This is a genomic window from Micromonospora pisi, from assembly GCF_003633685.1.
In the GTDB taxonomy this organism is placed as follows: domain Bacteria; phylum Actinomycetota; class Actinomycetes; order Mycobacteriales; family Micromonosporaceae; genus Micromonospora_G; species Micromonospora_G pisi.
Map to the genome: position 1 here is coordinate 6,590,127 of NZ_RBKT01000001.1, position 15,857 is coordinate 6,605,983.

A 15,857-nucleotide genomic window follows, 5' to 3' on the forward strand; every position below is an offset into this window, starting at 1 on the left:
ATGACCGACCGACGTACCGACACCGACACCGACACCGACCCGTCGCCGGTCGCCTCCCGAGGGGAGTTCGCCTCCCGCTGGGAGGTCGGCTCCAGTTTCCCCCTCCACCAGGCCACCGGGGCGGACTGGACCGGCCCGCCACCACCGGCCACGCCCCCGTACGGCGAACTCTTCGGCTCGGGCCGGCAGGCGCTGCGCGCACTTGTCGAGTTCGGCCGGCGCGAGTACGGCTGGACCGCCCTGCACCTGCCCACGTACTACTGCGACGAGGTGGCCGACGCGGTCACCGACGTGCTGCCGGTCCTGCGCTACCCGGCCGGCCCGGACGGGGGAGAGCCGCCGGTCGTCGCGCCCACCGACGCGGCGGTGCTGGTCTCGTACTTCGGTGCGCCGCCGGTGGTGCCGGCACCGGCCGGGGCGACCCTGATCGTCGACGTCACCCACGACCCCCGGGCGCCGTGGCTGCCCTCGCTGCGGGCCGACTACGTCTTCGCCTCGCTGCGCAAGACGCTGCCGCTGCCCGACGGTGGGGCCCTCTGGTCGGACACCGGTCGGCCGCTGCCGTCCGCCGGTCCGCCGACCGCCCGCCACCTGGCCGTGGTCGACCGGGTGCTGGCCGCCATGTGCCTCAAGGCCGCCTACCTGGCCGGCGCACCGCTGGACAAGCAGCGCTACCTGGCCCGCTACGCGGCCGGCGAGGACCTGCTGCGCACCGCCGACGTCAGTGGCATCTCCGAGTTCTCCCGGCAGGCCCTGCACGCGCTCCCGGTCGACCGGCTCCGCCTGCGCCGGATCGAGAACGCCGCGCTGCTCGCCGCCGGTCTGTCCGGGCTGCCGGGGCTGACCGCCCGCGCGTACCCCCTCGGGGTCGTGCTGAAGTTCGGCTCGCACCGGTCCCGCGAGGCGGTACGGCACGGCCTGATCGAACGCTCCGTCTACCCGGCGGTGCTCTGGCGACTCGTCGAGCCGGACGAGAACGACGACCAGGTCCGCTACTCGCGTCGGATGCTCTTCCTGCACACCGACCACCGATGGAGCGGGTCGGACATGGCCCGGGTGGCGGAACTGGTGCGCGCACTGCACCCGGCCACCGCCGAGAGCGTGCCGGCCTCCGCCCCGACCGGACCGGTGTCGGTCCCGAGAGGAGAAACATGCTGACCGGCCGACTGGTCGGCCTGCGCCCGATGCAGGCCGACGACCTCGACTTCTTCGCCGACCTGGCCAACGCGCCGCAGGTTCGCAGCCACGTGGTGGGCTGGGACTGGCCGGTGGCGCGCGACGCGCAGCGGGACTGGTTCGCCAGCGCCTCCCGCGACCCACGCAACCGCCGGCTCACCGTCGTCGACCGGGCCAGCGGGAAACCGGTGGGCATGACCGGACTGTGGGAGATCGACTGGCACAACCAGTCCGCCCTCACCGCGGTCAAGCTCATGCCCGGTGCCACGCCCAAGGGCGCCGGCACCGACTCGATCATGCTGACCATGGCCTGGAGCTTCTACGAGGTCGGGCTCCGCCGCCTGCACAGCACCGTGCTCGACTTCAACGCGGCCAGCCTCGGCGCCTACGTACGCCGCTGCGGTTGGCAGATCGAGGGCCGGGACCGGGAGGCCGTCTTCCGTCGCGGCACCTGGCACGACCTGATCCGGGTGGCGATCCTGCGCCCCGAGTTCGACGCCGGACCGGACGCCGCCGAGTACGTCGAACGGGTCTGCGGCGCCACCCCCGCACCACCGATGCCGCCGAGCCAGGACCACCCGGCCCGGCACCTCGACCCCGCGCGGGCCTGACCGTGGAAGGACAGACAGTGGCAGGACTGCGAATAGCCATCCTGTTCAAACACCGGCAGAGCGGGCGGTGGATGCTGCCGCAGATCGAAGAACTCCGCCGCCGGGGACACCAGGTGATGGTGGTGCTGCCGCCGGGTCCGGGGCCGCTGCCCACGGAACTGAACCGGCGCGGCATCGACGTGGTCGAGTCCCCGTTCGACTTCCGTTTCCGGCCGAACCTCGCCACCCTGCGCGGCCTCTGGCACCTCCGCCGGCTCCTGCGCGACCTGCGCCTGGACATCCTGAAATACCACCTGTACGCCCCCGCCCTCGCCGCCCGGTTCACCTCGGTGGGCCTGCGGCTCGGCCGGGTGCACGTGGTCGTCGGACCGCTCTTCCTCGAATCCCGGCTCATCCGTACCGTCGAGCGCTGGCTCTGGCGCGCCGACGACGTGGTCATCTGCGGCACCGAGTACACCTCCCGCCAGTACGGCGCACTCGGGGCCCCGCCGGAACACCGCCCGGCCACCACCCCCGGGATCGACACCGGACACTTCAGCCGGCGCCGCTACGTCGCCGAGCAGCGGCATGTGGCGAACCGGCGTACCGGGGCGGAACGCGACCACGCGGTCGAGCCCGGGTCGGACGGGCCGACGGCGGAGGAACTGCGGGCCAAGATCCGGGCCGAGCTGGGGGTCGCCCAGGACGCATTCGTCGTGATCATGGTCGCCTACGTGTACGCGCCGAAACGGCTGACGTACAACGGACGCGGAATCAAGGGACACGACCTGCTGCTCCCCGCCTGGCAGTCCTTCCACGCCCGGCACCCCAACTCCCACCTGCTGCTGATCGGCGGCGGCTTCTCCCCGCCCGGCGAGACACACCGGCGGGACCTCGTCCGCCGCTTCGGTGTCGACACCGACCCGAGCGTGACCTGGCTGGAGTCGGTGACCGAGGTGCGCCCGTACTACAACGCGGCCGACCTGAGCGTCAGCCCGTCGCTGTCGGAGGGGCACGGCGCCCCGGTCGAGGCGGGCTCGATGGGGCTGCCGAGCATCGTCAGCGACGCCGGTGGACTGCCCGAGGTGGTCGACGAGGCCAGCGGCTGGGTCGTACCGGCCGGCGAGGTCGCGCCCCTGGAAGCCGCGCTGGTCGCCGCGTACCGGGAGTTCGAGGCGGGTGAGCTGACCCGGCGTGGCGACGCCGCCCGCGAACGGATGGTCAAGTTCTTCGACCACGGGCCGGCGGCCGAGAGGATCGCGGACATCGTGGAGCGGACCGCGGCCGGGGTGCGTACGCGATGAGGGTCGTGGTGACCACCGAGACCCGGTTCTCCCGTGCCCCGGACGGCTCGGTCTGGACCCAGGACGGCCCGGCGTACCCGTTCTTCAGCCGCTACCTCGCCGCCTTCGACACGGTCCGGGTGGTGGCCCGGCTCCGGCACGTCGACACGCCCGCGGGCAACGCCCACCGGGTCGACGGGCCCGGGGTCGAACTCTGGCCGCTGCCGCACTACGTCGGCCCCCGGCAGTACCTCGCGAGCTGGCGCTCCATCCGCCAGGCGGTACGCGCCGCGGCACAACCGGGCGACGCGGTGATCCTGCGCGTCCCGTCGCCGACCGGCGCGATGCTGGCCGGATGGCGGGAGCGGCAGCGGCTGCCGTACGCGATCGAGGTCGTCGGCGACCCGTACGACGTCTTCGCCCCCGGTGTGGTGGAGCACCCGCTGCGTCCGTTCCTGCGCCAGTGGGGCACCACCCGGCTGCGCCACCTGTGCCGCTCCGCCGGTGCGGTCGCGTACGTCACCGAACGCCACCTCCAGTCGCGTTACCCGAGCCGACCGGACGCGCTCAGCGTCGCCTACTCCAGCGTGGACCTGCCGGCGGAGGCGTTCGTCCCCGCGCCCCGGCGGGTCGACCGGGCGCCCCGGCCCGGCACACTGATCTCGATCGGTTCGCTCGACCAGCTCTACAAGGGCATCGACACCCTGATCGAGGCGCTGGCCCGGATCGCCGCCGACGGCGAGGCCCCCCGGCTGGTGCACCTCGGCGACGGGCGCTTCCGGCCGCAGCTGGAACGGCTCGTGGTCGAGGCGGGACTGGCCGACCGGGTCACCTTCGTCGGCACCGTCCCCGCCGGCCCGGCCGTACGTAAACACCTCGACGCCGCGGACCTGGTGGTGGTGCCGTCGCGTACCGAGGGGCTGCCCCGGGTGCTGATCGAGGCCATGGCGCGCGGTCTGCCCGCGCTCGGCTCCAACGTCGGTGGCATCCCGGAGCTGCTCGGCGCCGAGGACATGGTGCCGCCGAACGACCCGTTCGTGCTCGCCGCCGCGATCCGGCACTTCCTCGCCGACCCGGCCCGGCTCACCGCCGCCTCGGCCCGCAACCTGGCCCGGGCACAGGACTACTCGGTCGCCTCCCTGCGTCCGCGCCGCGACGACTTCTATCGCACCGTGCGGGACACCGCCACCCGTCGGGTACCGGCAGGCCGTCGCGCGTGACGGGTTCATCGACCCGACAGGGCGACGCCCGAGGCGACACCGGCGGGTCGATCGCCAGCCAGCGTGCGCGGCCGGCGGTGGAGCGGGCCGTCCGGGTGGTGCACGTGATCAGCTGGTTGGACCGGGGGCGGGCCGAGACGGTCTCGCTCGACGTGTGCCGCTCCATCCCGCCGACCGAGGTGGAACAGATCTTCCTCACCCTCAACGGGCAGGAGGGCGCCCTGGCCGAGGAGTTCCGGCACACCGGCGCCCAGGTGGAGCAGTGCCCGGCGGGTCCAGGACGTACGTTCGGGCCCCGGCTCTGGCGTCGGCTGCGTGAACTCCGCCCGGACGTGGTCGTCTCGCACGTCGGCCTGACCAGTGCGGTGATCCTCCTGGTGGCCCGGCTCGCCGGGGTGCCGGTGCGGATCGCCCGGATGTGGAACGAGGGCGACGGCCGCCCGGACAGCCGGCGCCGACGGCTGCGACGGTCGGTGCTGCGTTGGCTGCTGCGCAGGGTCGCCACCAGTGTGGTCGGGGTGACCGCCGCCGCGTTACGACTCGCCGGCCCGCCGCCCGGGGACGGCCGCTACCAGGTGCTCTACGGCAGTGTGAACCCGAGCCGGGTGGAGGGCTGGGAGCGGGCCGCCGCCCGGTCGCGCTGGCAGTTGCCGACCGACGTACCGGTGCTGGCGTACCTGGGGCGCTCGTCACCGGAGAAGAACCGTCCGTACCTGGTGCGGGTGCACCGTGCCGTCCGCGCCCGGTGGCCGGACGCGCGCCTGTTCGTGGTCGGCCCCGGTGGTGCCGACGACCTGGTGGGGGCACATCCGGAGATCGTCGACGACCCGCTGGTCGTGCTCGCCGGTGAGACTGACGAGATCGCCTCGGTGCTGGCCGCGATCGACGTGCTGCTGCTCCCCTCCCGCCGGGAAGAGTTGCCGGGGGTGGTGCTGGAGGCACTGGCCGCCGGGGTTCCGGTGGTCGCGACCGACCTGCCGTGTCTGCGCGAGGTCGAGCCCCAGGTACGCGGGCTCGTCCTGCTGCCGCTCGCCGACGGGCCGCACCGATGGGCAGAGGCGGTGGTGACGCAGATCCAGCTCGGCCCGGTCGCGCGCAACGAGATCCGGGACAGCCTGTACCGGTCGCCGTTCCTGTTGACGAGCGCGGTCGCACGCTGGCGGGAACTCTGGACGGTGGATGGGCGATGAGGGTGGAGCAGCCGAGTGTTGCCAGCCCGATCGCTGACCGACCCGGGTGGCGCCGGCCGGCTCAACGCAGCGCGGGCACCCGCCGATGGCGGGCCCCCTTCCGGGCCGGTGTGACCCTCGGCCGGGAGACCCTCCGGTAACGCTTGCGCAGGGTTCCGGACAGGTGCAGTCCGCCGTAGAGCACGGCGCCGTACACCAGGGTCTTCACCAGGGCGAAGCTCTCGCCCCGGAAGTTGTACATCCAGGTGATGGTGAAGAGCATGCTCGCGTAGAGGTAGAAGTCGCCCTGGTCCACCCGGCGGGCGAGCAACCGTTGCACGACGGTGAGCGCGACGAAGACCAGCGGGATGCCGGCCATGCCGAAGTTGAGGTACGCCTCGGCGGCCAGTGAGAAGCCGTAGCCGCCGGGGGAGCCGGGGGCGTAGAGGTCGACCAGCCATTGCGCGAGCGCGTACTGCTGGCCGATGGGCAGGACGCCGAGCAGGGCGTCCCAGTACGTCTCGCCGTACCGGTGCGGCATCTGGTCGGGTACCAGGTTCATCACGTACGTGTCCGGGAACGTGACGGTTCCCTCGTTCAGGAGGCGGGTGGTGCCCTCGCCGACCCCGGGGCTGCGGATGCTGGCCAGATAGGTGGCGACGACGATGCCGGTGCCACCGATCAGCGCCAGCCGCAGCGACATGGCCCGGCGTCGGAAGATCTGTACGTGCAGCAGGACGGCGAACAGCGCGAAGAGGAAGTCGCGCTCGTTGGTGACCAGGCAGTAGCCGACGTAACAGGCGATGTTCGTCGCGTAGGCGATGGTGCCGAGCCGGGTGGACCGGGCGGCGAAGTAGAGCGAACAGGCCATGGTCTGCAACAGCAGGTAGTCGTAGTGCCATGGCCCGGCGAGCGTGATCCGGTCGAGTTTGTTGCCGGCGAGCATCGCCGGTCCGTGCCACACCATGATCGCTAATGCGTAACCGGCCAGCCCCAGCAGCAGGGGGGCCACCAGGGGGAGGGGGTGTGCGGCGTCGTCGAGTCGGGTCCGGTCCAGCGCTCCCCGGCGGACCGGGAGGAGCACGCCCACCAGGAGCATGCCGAGCAGCCCCAGCAGCAGGCCGAACGAGGCGGCGCCGATCCGGTCGGTCACGATCCCGTAGTAGATGTCCCGCCCGAGGGCGTAGTTGACCGCCGGGCCGAGGCCGAAGAAGGCGAAGTAGCCGGCCAGGTACGGCAGCACGTCCCGGCGCCCGGACCGCAGCAGCAGCAGGATGGGCACCGCGATCGCGCCGACGACACTGATCCAGATCATCGTGGTGTTGTTCAGGTCCACGACCGTCCCCTCAGGGCTCGGCGCAGCATGAGCGCCTTGAGTGTGCCGTCTCCGGCGACCGTCAGTACGACGGTCCAGGCGGCTCCGTCGAGTCCATAGCGGGGGATGAGCAGGGCGCCGGCGAGCGCGGTGAGCAGCAGGGTGGCGACGCTCGCGGTGAACTGGTTGCCGAACCGGTGCAGCGCGGAGAGCGCGGTGCCCACGATGAAGACCGCTCCGCTGAGCGCGGCGACGACGGTGAGCAGGGTCAGCACCGAGGCGTGCCGGGCGTAGGGCGCCCCGTACACCAGGTTGAGGGCGGGCCGTCCGAGGATCGCGGCGGCGCCGACGGCGAGGGCGCCGAGCAGGAGCGTGACCAGGACGAGTCGGTTGATGAGCCGGGTGAGGGCGACGACCTGGTTGCTCGCGTAGAGCTGGGACATCCGGGGCAGCATGGTCTGGGCGACCGCCGCGAACACGGCGTTGGCGGCGAGGACGACGTATCCGATGGCGGCGAAGATGCCGAGCGCCGCCGTACCGAGTTGGTGCCCGACGAGGTAGCGGGGCAGGTTGACGGTGAACGAGGCGAGTCCGGAGGCGACGCCGAGCGGAAGCGCGAGCGTCGCCAGCGCGGCCAGCCGTCTGCTCGTCGCCGACCAGGTGTCGCCGGCAGGCTCCGGGCTGTCGACAGCAGGATCGGCGTCGTCGGGCGGGAGGGTACGTCGCAGCGACCGGGTGGTGACCACGCAGTAGACGACCGCGCCGAGGGCGGAGCCCGCGACCGAGCCCACCACCGCCCACGCCACGCTTCCGGTGAGCACGAGCAGGGTGGTCACCGCGAGCACGGTGGCGACCCCGTTCACGATCATCGAGAGGCTGATGCTCTTCATCCGGCCGTGGCGTTGGAAGAGTCCGAGGTAGATGTCGCCGACGCCGTCCAGCGCCTTCGCGATGCCGACCAGCAGCACGACGACGGCACCGGACGGGCCGACGAACGTGGCGACGACGGCGACCACCACCGTGGCGACGGTCATGCCGAGTAGGCGCAGCCGTAGGTAGTCGTCGAAGCTGAAGCGCGAGTGCGCGTCGGTCACCTGGACGGTCCGCAGGGCGAGTCCGGCGACGAGCGTGACCGGGGCCGCCACGGCGAGCCCGAGGGCGTACTGACCGATCATGGCCGGGTTTCCGTAGCGGGCCAGCACCACGATGACCAGCCACTGCGCCAGCGCGGCGACGAGGATGCCGAGCAGACTCCAGGTGATCTGGCCGACGACGCCGCCGATCCGGCGGGTGGCGGGGCTCCCGGCGGGTGCCGGGTCACCGGTGGGGGGTGCGGCTGTCGCCGCGTGACCGGGGAGGGTCATCCGGCGTGGACGCCGGTGGCCCAGATGGTCGCCGGCCAGGGCCAGCCTTGGGGCAGCAGCAGGTCGCTGCAGACGTTCCAGGTGCGGGCGGCCAACCGGTACGAGGTGCCGGAGAGGTCGCGCCGGACCCGGGAGTTCGGCATCGTCGGTCCACCGCTCACGCCGGTGCGGATGTCGACCAGCCCGGCCGTGGCGCACGCCGCGCGCAGCGACTCCTCCGACATCACCCTCAGGTTGTGGGTGGCAAGTGTGTCCGGACTGAACCGTCGCAGGAGCGCGACCAGCGCGGGGTGGGAGTAGTTCGGGACCGTCACCGCGACGACGCCGCCGGGCCGGAGGAACCGTCGATGGTGCGTGACGATCTCGGCCGGGTCGTCGAAGTGTTCCACCAGTCCGAATGAGACGACCAGGTCAACCGGCGGTAGTTCGGCCGTACGGACGTCGCCCAGGTGCAGGGTCGCGGGGATGCCGCCGGCCGCCAGCAGCCGTCGGGCGGTCTTCAGGCCCTCGGGTGCGAAGTCGATCCCGTGGTAGGTGTGGTTGGGCCGGAGCTGGTGCAGCAGCATCAGCATGCTGCCGGGAGCGCAGCCGAGTTCGAGCACGTCGACCGGCTGGCCAGGGGCGCGGCCGGTGCTGTCGAGCAGGTCCGACAGCAGCTGGTGCCAGGTGCGGGTCGCCCTCAGCCGTTGCTTGACCTGGCCGGTCATCCGGCTGGGCTGGGGCTGGGTCCACAACTGGTCCCATGATTCGGTGGAGGTCAACTCCGTGGATTTGGTCATCCCCGTCTCCTGATCCCGGCGGTAGAAACCGGCCCGGATATCTCGGATCCACTCTGGTCGGCCGGTTCGGTCCGCGCCGGCTCCCGTGCCCGTCGTGGTACGTCACGGGTACGGGAGTGGACTGGGAGAAACCGGACGGTGATCCTCGTCCCGGGTGGGACGCTGTTCGACCGAAGATCGACAAAGCGGACTCAACTCGCGAAAAGCACTCTACCAGCCGTTGAGTCGCAAAAAGCCGTTTGCTCTATTCGGCCGCGACAGCGGGCAGGACGATGCTGAAGGTCGTACCGACGCCGAGTTCACTGGCGACGGTGATGGTGCCGCCGTGGTCGGTGACGATCTGCCGGGTGATGGCGAGACCGAGTCCACTGCCACCGGTGCCGCGTCCCCGGGCCGAGTCCGCCCGCCAGAACCGGTCGAAGACGTGCGCAAGCGCGTCCGGAGCGATGCCGCAGCCGTCGTCGGAGACGCGGATCAACGCACCGGCACCCGCCCGCGACGCGTGCAGCGTGAGGTTGCCGCCAGCGGCGGTGGCCCGCAGTGCGTTCGTGATCAGATTTCCGACCACCTGACGCAACCGGTCCGGGTCCGCGTGCACGACCACCGGCTCGGCGACCACCCGGAGCGTTACCCCGGCCGCCTCGGCCAGCGCCCGGTGGGCGGTCTGGCAGGTCTCCAGCAACTCGGCCAGGTCGACGTGGACCCGGTGGTACGCCAACGTGCCCGCCTCGGCCAGGGCCAGTTCCTGCAGGTCGTCGACGATCCGTTGTTGCAGCACCGCCTCCTCGTGCAGGGAGGCGAACAGCTCCGGGTCCGGCTTGATCACCCCGTCCTTCAGCGCCTCCAGATAGCCGCGCAGATTCGCCAACGGACTGCGGAGCTCATGGGCGACGTCGGCCACCAGCCGGCGCTGCCGCTCCTCGCCGCGTTGCAGCGAGTCGGCCATCTGGTTGAACGAGCGTCCCAGTTTGGCCAGTTCGTCGCGGCCGCTCACCGGAACCCGCCCGGAGAGGTCGCCCCGGCCGAGCCGTTGCGCGGCGGCGGTGAGACGCCCGATCGGGCGGATCACCCGGTGGCTCAGCAGCGCCGTACAGAGGACCGCGATTCCCGCCACCCCGGCGACCCCGGCGAGCACCGGGCCGGTGGTCAGCACGGCCCCCGGATCGCTCTGCGCGCCGAGATAGAGCCGTACCGGCTGCGGCGCCACGTCGTTGATCTGGAGGTTGAACACCTGGGTCAGGCAGGCGATCGCCGCCTCCGAGACCGGAGTGGCGGTCGGCGAGACGCCGTTGCGGAGCCGCGGATCGGTGAAGTCCGCGCCGGGTTTGGCGACTGGTGCCCGCCCGGGTAGGACCGGCTGCGGCGGACCACCGTCCGGATTGTCGGCCCCGTCCGACGTGACGCAGCGGGTGGTCCGGTCGATGTCCGTGTTGACGTTCCGCCCCGCCTCGGCGGCGCTGGCCCGACAGTCGTCGAGGCTCTCCAGGTCCCCCTTCCCGATGTCCGGGCCGGGTTCGAAGGTCGGCACCCCGAGCGCACCGCCGGAACTGACCACGTCCAGCCCTCGCCGGGTCAGACAGGCGGCGAACAGCACGCCCGACCGGTAGCTTCCGATCGCCTTGACCGTGATTCCCGCCGGGTCGGACTCCGTACCGCCCAGGGAGAGCGTCGGCCTCGGATTGACCACCGCAGTGAGCGGGCCGAGTGGCCGGAAGGCGCGGCCCGGGTCGCGCACCGTGTCGGTGTCCACCAGCACCCCGAGGTCGCTCTCCAGGTGGATCCGTTGACCGGTGTCCTGGTGCAGCCGTATGACAAGATCGGCGACGCCTTCCCAGGTGCCCTGCCGGCTGCCGTACGCCTTCAGTTCGGAACTGATCATGTCGACCTGTTCCTGGCTGGCACTGGCCGAGGCGGCGAGCTGCTCCCGGGCCTGGCGCAGGGTCAGCCAGGCGGTCGCGCAGGTCGCGCTGAGCGCGACGAACATGACCAGCCCGAGCACCCGGAACCGGAAGCTCACAGCGAGCTGGTCGCCGGGACCGGCGGCGTCGGGGCGTCGGCCAGGCGGTAGCCGCGACCGAAGACGGTCTGCACGTAGCGGGGGTCGGCCGCGTCGGGTTCGATCTTGCGGCGCAGGTTCATCACGTGTACGTCGACCGTGCGTTCCAGCACGTAGTGGTCGAAACCAAAGGCCCGGTCGATGATCTGCGCCCGGGTGAACGCCCGCCCCGGTTCGCTGGCCAGCACCTCCAGGATGCCGAACTCCTTCGCGGTGAGGGTGATCGGCCGACCGGCGATCCGCACCTCGAACCGGCCCGCGTCGATCTCCAACTCGCCGACGGTGAGCACCGCCTGGTTGCCCGCGCTCACCACCCCGGCGCGGCGCAGCAGGGCCCGGACCCGCGCGGCCAGCTCCCGTGGGCTGTACGGCTTGGTCAGGTAGTCGTCCGCGCCGAGGTCGAGCCCGAGCAGGATGTCGTCCTCGGTGGTACGGGCGGTGAGCAGCAGGATCGGCAGGTCCGACTCCGCCCGCAGGACCCGACACACGTCGAGACCGTCGACGATCGGCATCATCACGTCGAGTACCACCAGATCGGGCCGACGGGCGCGGACCTGGTCCAGCGCGGCCCGCCCGTCACCGACCAGCAGGACGCTGTGGCCCTCCCGTTCGAGGTAGATCCGAACCAGATTCGCCTGCTTACGGTCGTCCTCGGCAACCAGGATCCGTGCGCCCATGACTCCTCATCCGTGAGACGGGTAGCGTTCGGACGGATTCAACCCGTCACCGGTGAAGGAGTCGTTAAGGCCACGTGCGGAAGCTGTATGGCGCCGGTCGTCCGGTTCGGCGTACCGCAAGGCAACGCCTTCTTCGTCGGTCCTTCACACCCGGCTCCCTACCGTATCCCCATGTTGGTACGAGAGCCACGCAGCGCCGTTGCACCCCACCTGACCAGTCGTGAAGAGCAGCGTTGGCGCGCGGCGCGACGCCGGATGCGGGAGACGCTGGCGCTGCGCCGGGCCGAGGCTGCGGCCGGCCGGGCCAGTGAGACGACCACGCCCGATGGTCACGCGTGACGGAATGCTCACCCTGAGTGAGAGATGATCGCCCCGGTCATGGCCAGTGCGGACCCGCGGCGAGCCGGCGGTCGAGCAGTTGGGCCAGCGGCATCGACTCGCCGTCCCGCCCACCCTCACCGACCACCAGCCGGGGCTCCTGCGGCGTGACGGTGACCCCGGTCAACCGCGCCCGCCAGCTTGCCGGCACGGTGAGCAGGTAGAACTCACCGGCGGTGCTGACCGCCCTGGTGCGGTTGACGTCGACGTACCAGCCGACCAGGCCGGTCCGGTAGCGGGCGCCACCGGGAGCGAGCGCGCTCAGCGGGGAGGGCGGCAGCTCACGCCGTTCGGCCTCCCGGACAAAACCGGCGACCAGCTCCCGCGCCTGCCCGGTCTCCCGGGCCCGGCGCTGGCGGTCCGCCTCGGCGCGTACCTCGACCGCGCGGCGGTGCTCCGCCCGCCAGGCGGCCTGCCCGTCGTCGACCATCAGCAGACCGTACGTCAGCGCTCCCAGTGGTGCCTCCCCGCCGCGACCGGTGGTGGTCGCGACGGGGAGGACCCGGCGTGCACGGGTCAGCGGCCGGAGCCGCCGAGGCCCTTGTCGAGCCCGGCGCGACGCAGGGCGTCGGCCATCGCACCGCTCGGCGCGGAGTTGCCACCGCCGCCACCGCCCCCGCCGCCGCCGCGACCCTGCCGGGACTGGCCACCGCCGCCCCGGGAACCACCCCGGTCGGCACCACCCCGGTCGGCACCGCCCCGGTCCCGGCGCTCGCCCGTCGGGCGTTCCCGACGGTCGCCACCGCCGGTACGCGGCGCAGCGGCGGTCGCCTCGTCCTCCAGCCGCAGGGTGAGCGAGATCCGCTTGCGTGGTACGTCCACGTCCAGCACCTTCACCCGGACCACGTCGCCCGACTTCACCACGTCCCGGGGGTCCTTCACGAAGGTGTTCGACATCGCCGACACGTGCACCAGTCCGTCCTGGTGCACCCCGATGTCGACGAAGGCGCCGAAGGCGGCGACGTTGGTGACCACGCCCTCCAGCAGCATGCCGGGGGTCAGGTCGCCGATCTTCTCGACGCCCTCGGCGAAGGTGGCGGTACGGAAGGCCGGGCGTGGGTCACGTCCCGGCTTCTCCAGCTCCCCGATGATGTCGGTGACGGTCGGCAGACCGAATGTCTCGTCGACGAAGTCGGTCGGCTTCAGCGCGCGCAGCAGCGCGCTCTTGCCGATCAGGGAGCCGATGTCCCCGCCGGTGCTGGCGAGGATGCGCCGGACCACCGGGTACGACTCCGGGTGGACCGCGGAGGCGTCCAGTGGGTCGTCGCCGTCCGGGATGCGGAGGAACCCGGCGCACTGTTCGAACGCCTTCGGCCCGAGCCGGGGGACCTCCTTCAGCGCCCGGCGGCTCCGGAACGGGCCGTGCGTGTCCCGGTGCAGCACGATGTTCTCGGCGAGCCCGGCACCGATCCCGGAGACCCGGGTGAGCAGCGGGGCCGAGGCGGTGTTCACGTCGACCCCGACACCGTTCACGCAGTCCTCGACCACCGCGTCCAGCGAACGGGAGAGCTTCACGTCGGAGAGGTCGTGCTGGTACTGGCCGACGCCGATCGAGCGCGGCTCGATCTTCACCAGTTCGGCCAGCGGGTCCTGGAGCCGGCGGGCGATCGAGACCGCGCCGCGCAGCGACACGTCCAGGCCGGGCAGCTCCTGCGACGCGTACGCCGAGGCGGAGTAGACCGAGGCGCCGGCCTCGGAGACCATCACCTTGGTCAGGTTCAGCCCCGGGTGCAGTTTGATCAGGTCGGCGGCGAGCTTGTCGGTCTCCCGTGAGGCGGTGCCGTTGCCGATCGCGACGAGGTCCACCGAGTGGGCCTTCGCCAGCCGGGCGAGGGTGTCGATGGACTGGTCCCACTGGCGGCGCGGCTCGTGCGGGTAGATCGTGTCGGTGGCGAGCACCTTGCCGGTCGCGTCGACCACGGCGACCTTCACGCCCGTACGCACGCCGGGGTCGAGACCCATCGTGGTCCGGCTGCCGGCCGGGGCGGCGAGCAGCAGGTCGCGCAGGTTGGTCGCGAAGACCCGGACGGACTCGTCCTCGGCCGCCTGCCAGAGCCGCATCCGCAGGTCCGCGCCGAGGTGGATCAGGATCCGGGTACGCCACGCCCAGCGCACCGTGTCGGTCAACCACCGGTCCGCCGGCCGGCCCCGGTCGGCGACCCCGAACCGGGCGGCGATCTCCAACTCGTACCGGGTCGGGCCGACCGGGGCGCTGTCGTCCTGCGGAACCTCCTCGGGGTCCATGCTCAGGTCGAGCACGCCCTCCTTCTCGCCCCGGAACATCGCCAGCACCCGGTGCGAGGCGACCCGGGTGTACGGCTCGGTGAAGTCGAAGTAGTCCGAGAACTTCGCCCCGGTCTCCTGCTGGCCGTCGCGTACCCGGGCGGTCAGCCGCCCCCGCGACCACATCTGCTCACGCAGCGACCCGATCAGGTCGGCGTCCTCGGCGAACCGCTCGACCAGGATCGCCCGTGCGCCGTCGAGTGCGGCGGTCGGATCCGCCACGCCCTTCTCGGCGTCGACGTAGGCGGTCGCGGTCGCCCGGGGATCGAGTCCCGGGTCGGCGAGAAGCTGGTCGGCGAGGGGTTCGAGGCCCGCCTCCCGGGCGATCTGCGCCCGGGTCCGCCGCTTGGGCTTGTACGGCAGGTAGATGTCCTCCAGCCGGGCCTTCGAGTCGGCCGCCAGCAGCGACGCCTCGAGCGCCTCGTCCAGCTTGCCCTGGCTGCGGATGGACTCCAGGATCGCCGCCCGGCGCTCCTCCAACTCCCGCAGGTAGCGCAGCCGTTCCTCGAGGGTGCGCAGTTGCGCGTCGTCGAGCATGCCGGTGACTTCCTTGCGGTAACGGGCGATGAAGGGCACGGTGGCCCCGCCGTCGAGCAGTTCGACGGCGGCCGTTACCTGCCGCTCGCGTACGCCGAGCTCCTCGGCGATCCGCTGATGAACAGACGTCGTCACGATCCTGGTCCGCCTTCTCCGGGTGGGTTACGTACGCATTGTGCCGCCCGGCACCCGTGTGGCGGTGTCGCGGGGGCGCGGAGATTCAGCGGCGGATGCTGAGGGTGGCGGCGGCGACCGTCGCGTCGACCGCGGCGAGCAGGTCGGCGAGGGCGGGTGGCAGCAGCCGGCGGGCGGCCGAGATCCGCTGCGCCACCGCGTGTTCGGGCAGGCCGAAGACCCGGATCAGACCGCTGGAGCGGACCAGTGCGGCGAGCGTCGCGTCTCGGATGTCGAGCGGCTGGTCGGAGCGTTCCAGCACGGCGGCGAGCCGCACCCGGGGCGCGGCGACCCGGTTCGGGTCCCGGCCGGGCCAGCGGACGGTCATCCGCAGGGTCAGGGTGCGCCGACTGTGCCGGCGCAGCGCGCCCGCGCTGACCAGCCGCAGGCCGACCTGTTCGTGCACCTGGGGGCGGATGAACTCCAGCCAGGCGCGGGCGTTGTGCCCGTCGCCCTGGCGGACGATCTCACCGAGGGTCCGGTCGGCGACCGGGTCCTGCCAGGCCCGGTTGTCGGCGACGAAGACGTCGCCCCGGGTGATGGTGATCCGTCCGGCCAGGGCCAGTTCGGCGAGGATCGCGCCGGCCAGCGCCGAGTCGAGCAGGTTCGCGGCAGCCAGTGGTTTGCCGTTGTAGTCGTCGTGTCCGATGAGGAAGAGTTCATCGGCGAGTCGTTCGGTATCGCCCAGGAACTTGTTCATGGCTCGTCTCCGGCCCCGCCCGGTACCGTCGTGACGCTTCGGTAGCTCCGCGTGTTGATGCAGGACGCTACGGCAAGGAATCACCGCGCTCAACCCGCTCGTGGTAGTTGCGTCGGGCAACGGACTCCCGGAGCGGGAACTGTCGGATGAACGTAC

General features: G+C 72.0%; 14 protein-coding genes. 6 read left to right on the forward strand and 8 right to left on the reverse strand.

The features are described 5' to 3' along the window. The 5 genes from BDK92_RS39195 to BDK92_RS28405 are packed head-to-tail and all read left to right on the forward strand — an operon-like array spanning position 1 to position 5,459. Positions 1–1,158 (forward strand): aspartate aminotransferase family protein, encoded by a 1,158-nt coding sequence (locus BDK92_RS39195; RefSeq protein ID WP_170208714.1) that lies wholly within the window; start codon positions 1–3, stop codon positions 1,156–1,158. Beyond that, positions 1,152–1,787 (forward strand): GNAT family N-acetyltransferase, encoded by a 636-nt coding sequence (locus BDK92_RS28390; protein WP_170208715.1) that lies wholly within the window; start codon positions 1,152–1,154, stop codon positions 1,785–1,787. Before BDK92_RS39195 ends, BDK92_RS28390 begins: the two co-directional genes overlap by 7 nt. A 17-nt stretch (positions 1,788–1,804) precedes the next feature. Further along, complete coding sequence (locus BDK92_RS28395; protein ID WP_246017291.1) at positions 1,805–3,070, forward strand: glycosyltransferase family 4 protein; 1,266 nt, start codon at positions 1,805–1,807, stop codon at positions 3,068–3,070. Beyond that, positions 3,067–4,269, forward strand: a complete 1,203-nt coding sequence (locus BDK92_RS28400; RefSeq protein WP_121159450.1) for a glycosyltransferase — start codon at positions 3,067–3,069, stop codon at positions 4,267–4,269. The genes BDK92_RS28395 and BDK92_RS28400 overlap by 4 nt, the downstream gene beginning before the upstream one ends. Next, complete coding sequence (locus BDK92_RS28405; RefSeq protein WP_121159451.1) at positions 4,266–5,459, forward strand: glycosyltransferase family 4 protein; 1,194 nt, start codon at positions 4,266–4,268, stop codon at positions 5,457–5,459. Before BDK92_RS28400 ends, BDK92_RS28405 begins: the two co-directional genes overlap by 4 nt. Before the next feature lie 61 nt (positions 5,460–5,520). Here the strand turns inward: BDK92_RS28405 and wzy are convergent, their stop codons facing one another. From wzy to BDK92_RS28430, 5 genes are all read right to left on the reverse strand, one after another. After that, positions 5,521–6,774 (reverse strand): O-antigen polysaccharide polymerase Wzy, encoded by a 1,254-nt coding sequence (gene wzy / locus BDK92_RS28410; RefSeq protein ID WP_121159452.1) that lies wholly within the window; start codon positions 6,772–6,774, stop codon positions 5,521–5,523. Beyond that, a complete protein-coding gene (locus BDK92_RS28415) occupies positions 6,765–8,117 on the reverse strand; it encodes a lipopolysaccharide biosynthesis protein (RefSeq protein ID WP_121159453.1) in 1,353 nt (450 codons plus the stop codon). The genes wzy and BDK92_RS28415 overlap by 10 nt, the downstream gene beginning before the upstream one ends. Next, the gene (locus tag BDK92_RS28420; protein ID WP_121159454.1) at positions 8,114–8,896 is read right to left on the reverse strand and encodes a class I SAM-dependent methyltransferase; all 783 of its coding nucleotides are present in this window, start codon (positions 8,894–8,896) and stop codon (positions 8,114–8,116) included. Before BDK92_RS28420 ends, BDK92_RS28415 begins: the two co-directional genes overlap by 4 nt. A gap of 244 nt (positions 8,897–9,140) precedes the next feature. Further along, positions 9,141–10,913, reverse strand: coding sequence for a sensor histidine kinase (locus BDK92_RS28425; protein ID WP_246017292.1), 1,773 nt, complete (start codon positions 10,911–10,913; stop codon positions 9,141–9,143). Next, positions 10,910–11,629, reverse strand: coding sequence for a response regulator transcription factor (locus BDK92_RS28430; protein ID WP_121159455.1), 720 nt, complete (start codon positions 11,627–11,629; stop codon positions 10,910–10,912). Before BDK92_RS28430 ends, BDK92_RS28425 begins: the two co-directional genes overlap by 4 nt. Before the next feature lie 171 nt (positions 11,630–11,800). Between BDK92_RS28430 and BDK92_RS39200 the strand changes: the two genes are divergently transcribed. Continuing rightward, entirely contained in the window at positions 11,801–11,968 is a 168-nt protein-coding gene (locus BDK92_RS39200; RefSeq protein ID WP_170208716.1) for a hypothetical protein, read from the forward strand. Between the two features lie 37 nt (positions 11,969–12,005). Here BDK92_RS39200 and BDK92_RS28435 read toward each other — a convergent pair whose 3' ends face one another. From BDK92_RS28435 to BDK92_RS28445, 3 genes are all read right to left on the reverse strand, one after another. Continuing rightward, complete coding sequence (locus tag BDK92_RS28435) at positions 12,006–12,437, reverse strand: hypothetical protein (protein ID WP_121159456.1); 432 nt, start codon at positions 12,435–12,437, stop codon at positions 12,006–12,008. Positions 12,438–12,523: 86 nt separating this feature from the next. Further along, the gene (locus tag BDK92_RS28440; protein WP_121159457.1) at positions 12,524–14,962 is read right to left on the reverse strand and encodes a Tex family protein; all 2,439 of its coding nucleotides are present in this window, start codon (positions 14,960–14,962) and stop codon (positions 12,524–12,526) included. Between the two features lie 85 nt (positions 14,963–15,047). After that, a complete protein-coding gene (locus tag BDK92_RS28445; RefSeq protein ID WP_121159458.1) occupies positions 15,048–15,701 on the reverse strand; it encodes a GOLPH3/VPS74 family protein in 654 nt (217 codons plus the stop codon). Between the last annotated feature and the right edge of the window lie 156 nt (positions 15,702–15,857).

Bases quoted from the DNA above. Each gene is read 5' to 3' on its own strand.
- BDK92_RS39195 (WP_170208714.1), top strand. From the start codon at position 1: ATGACCGACCGACGTACCGACACCGACACCGACACCGACCCGTCGCCG.
- BDK92_RS28390 (WP_170208715.1), top strand. From the start codon at position 1,152: ATGCTGACCGGCCGACTGGTCGGCCTGCGCCCGATGCAGGCCGACGAC.
- BDK92_RS28400 (WP_121159450.1), top strand. From the start codon at position 3,067: ATGAGGGTCGTGGTGACCACCGAGACCCGGTTCTCCCGTGCCCCGGAC.
- BDK92_RS28415 (WP_121159453.1), bottom strand. From the start codon at position 8,117: ATGACCCTCCCCGGTCACGCGGCGACAGCCGCACCCCCCACCGGTGAC.
- BDK92_RS28420 (WP_121159454.1), bottom strand. From the start codon at position 8,896: ATGACCAAATCCACGGAGTTGACCTCCACCGAATCATGGGACCAGTTG.
- BDK92_RS28430 (WP_121159455.1), bottom strand. From the start codon at position 11,629: ATGGGCGCACGGATCCTGGTTGCCGAGGACGACCGTAAGCAGGCGAAT.
- BDK92_RS39200 (WP_170208716.1), top strand. From the start codon at position 11,801: ATGTTGGTACGAGAGCCACGCAGCGCCGTTGCACCCCACCTGACCAGT.
- BDK92_RS28435 (WP_121159456.1), bottom strand. From the start codon at position 12,437: ATGGTCGACGACGGGCAGGCCGCCTGGCGGGCGGAGCACCGCCGCGCG.
- BDK92_RS28445 (WP_121159458.1), bottom strand. From the start codon at position 15,701: ATGAACAAGTTCCTGGGCGATACCGAACGACTCGCCGATGAACTCTTC.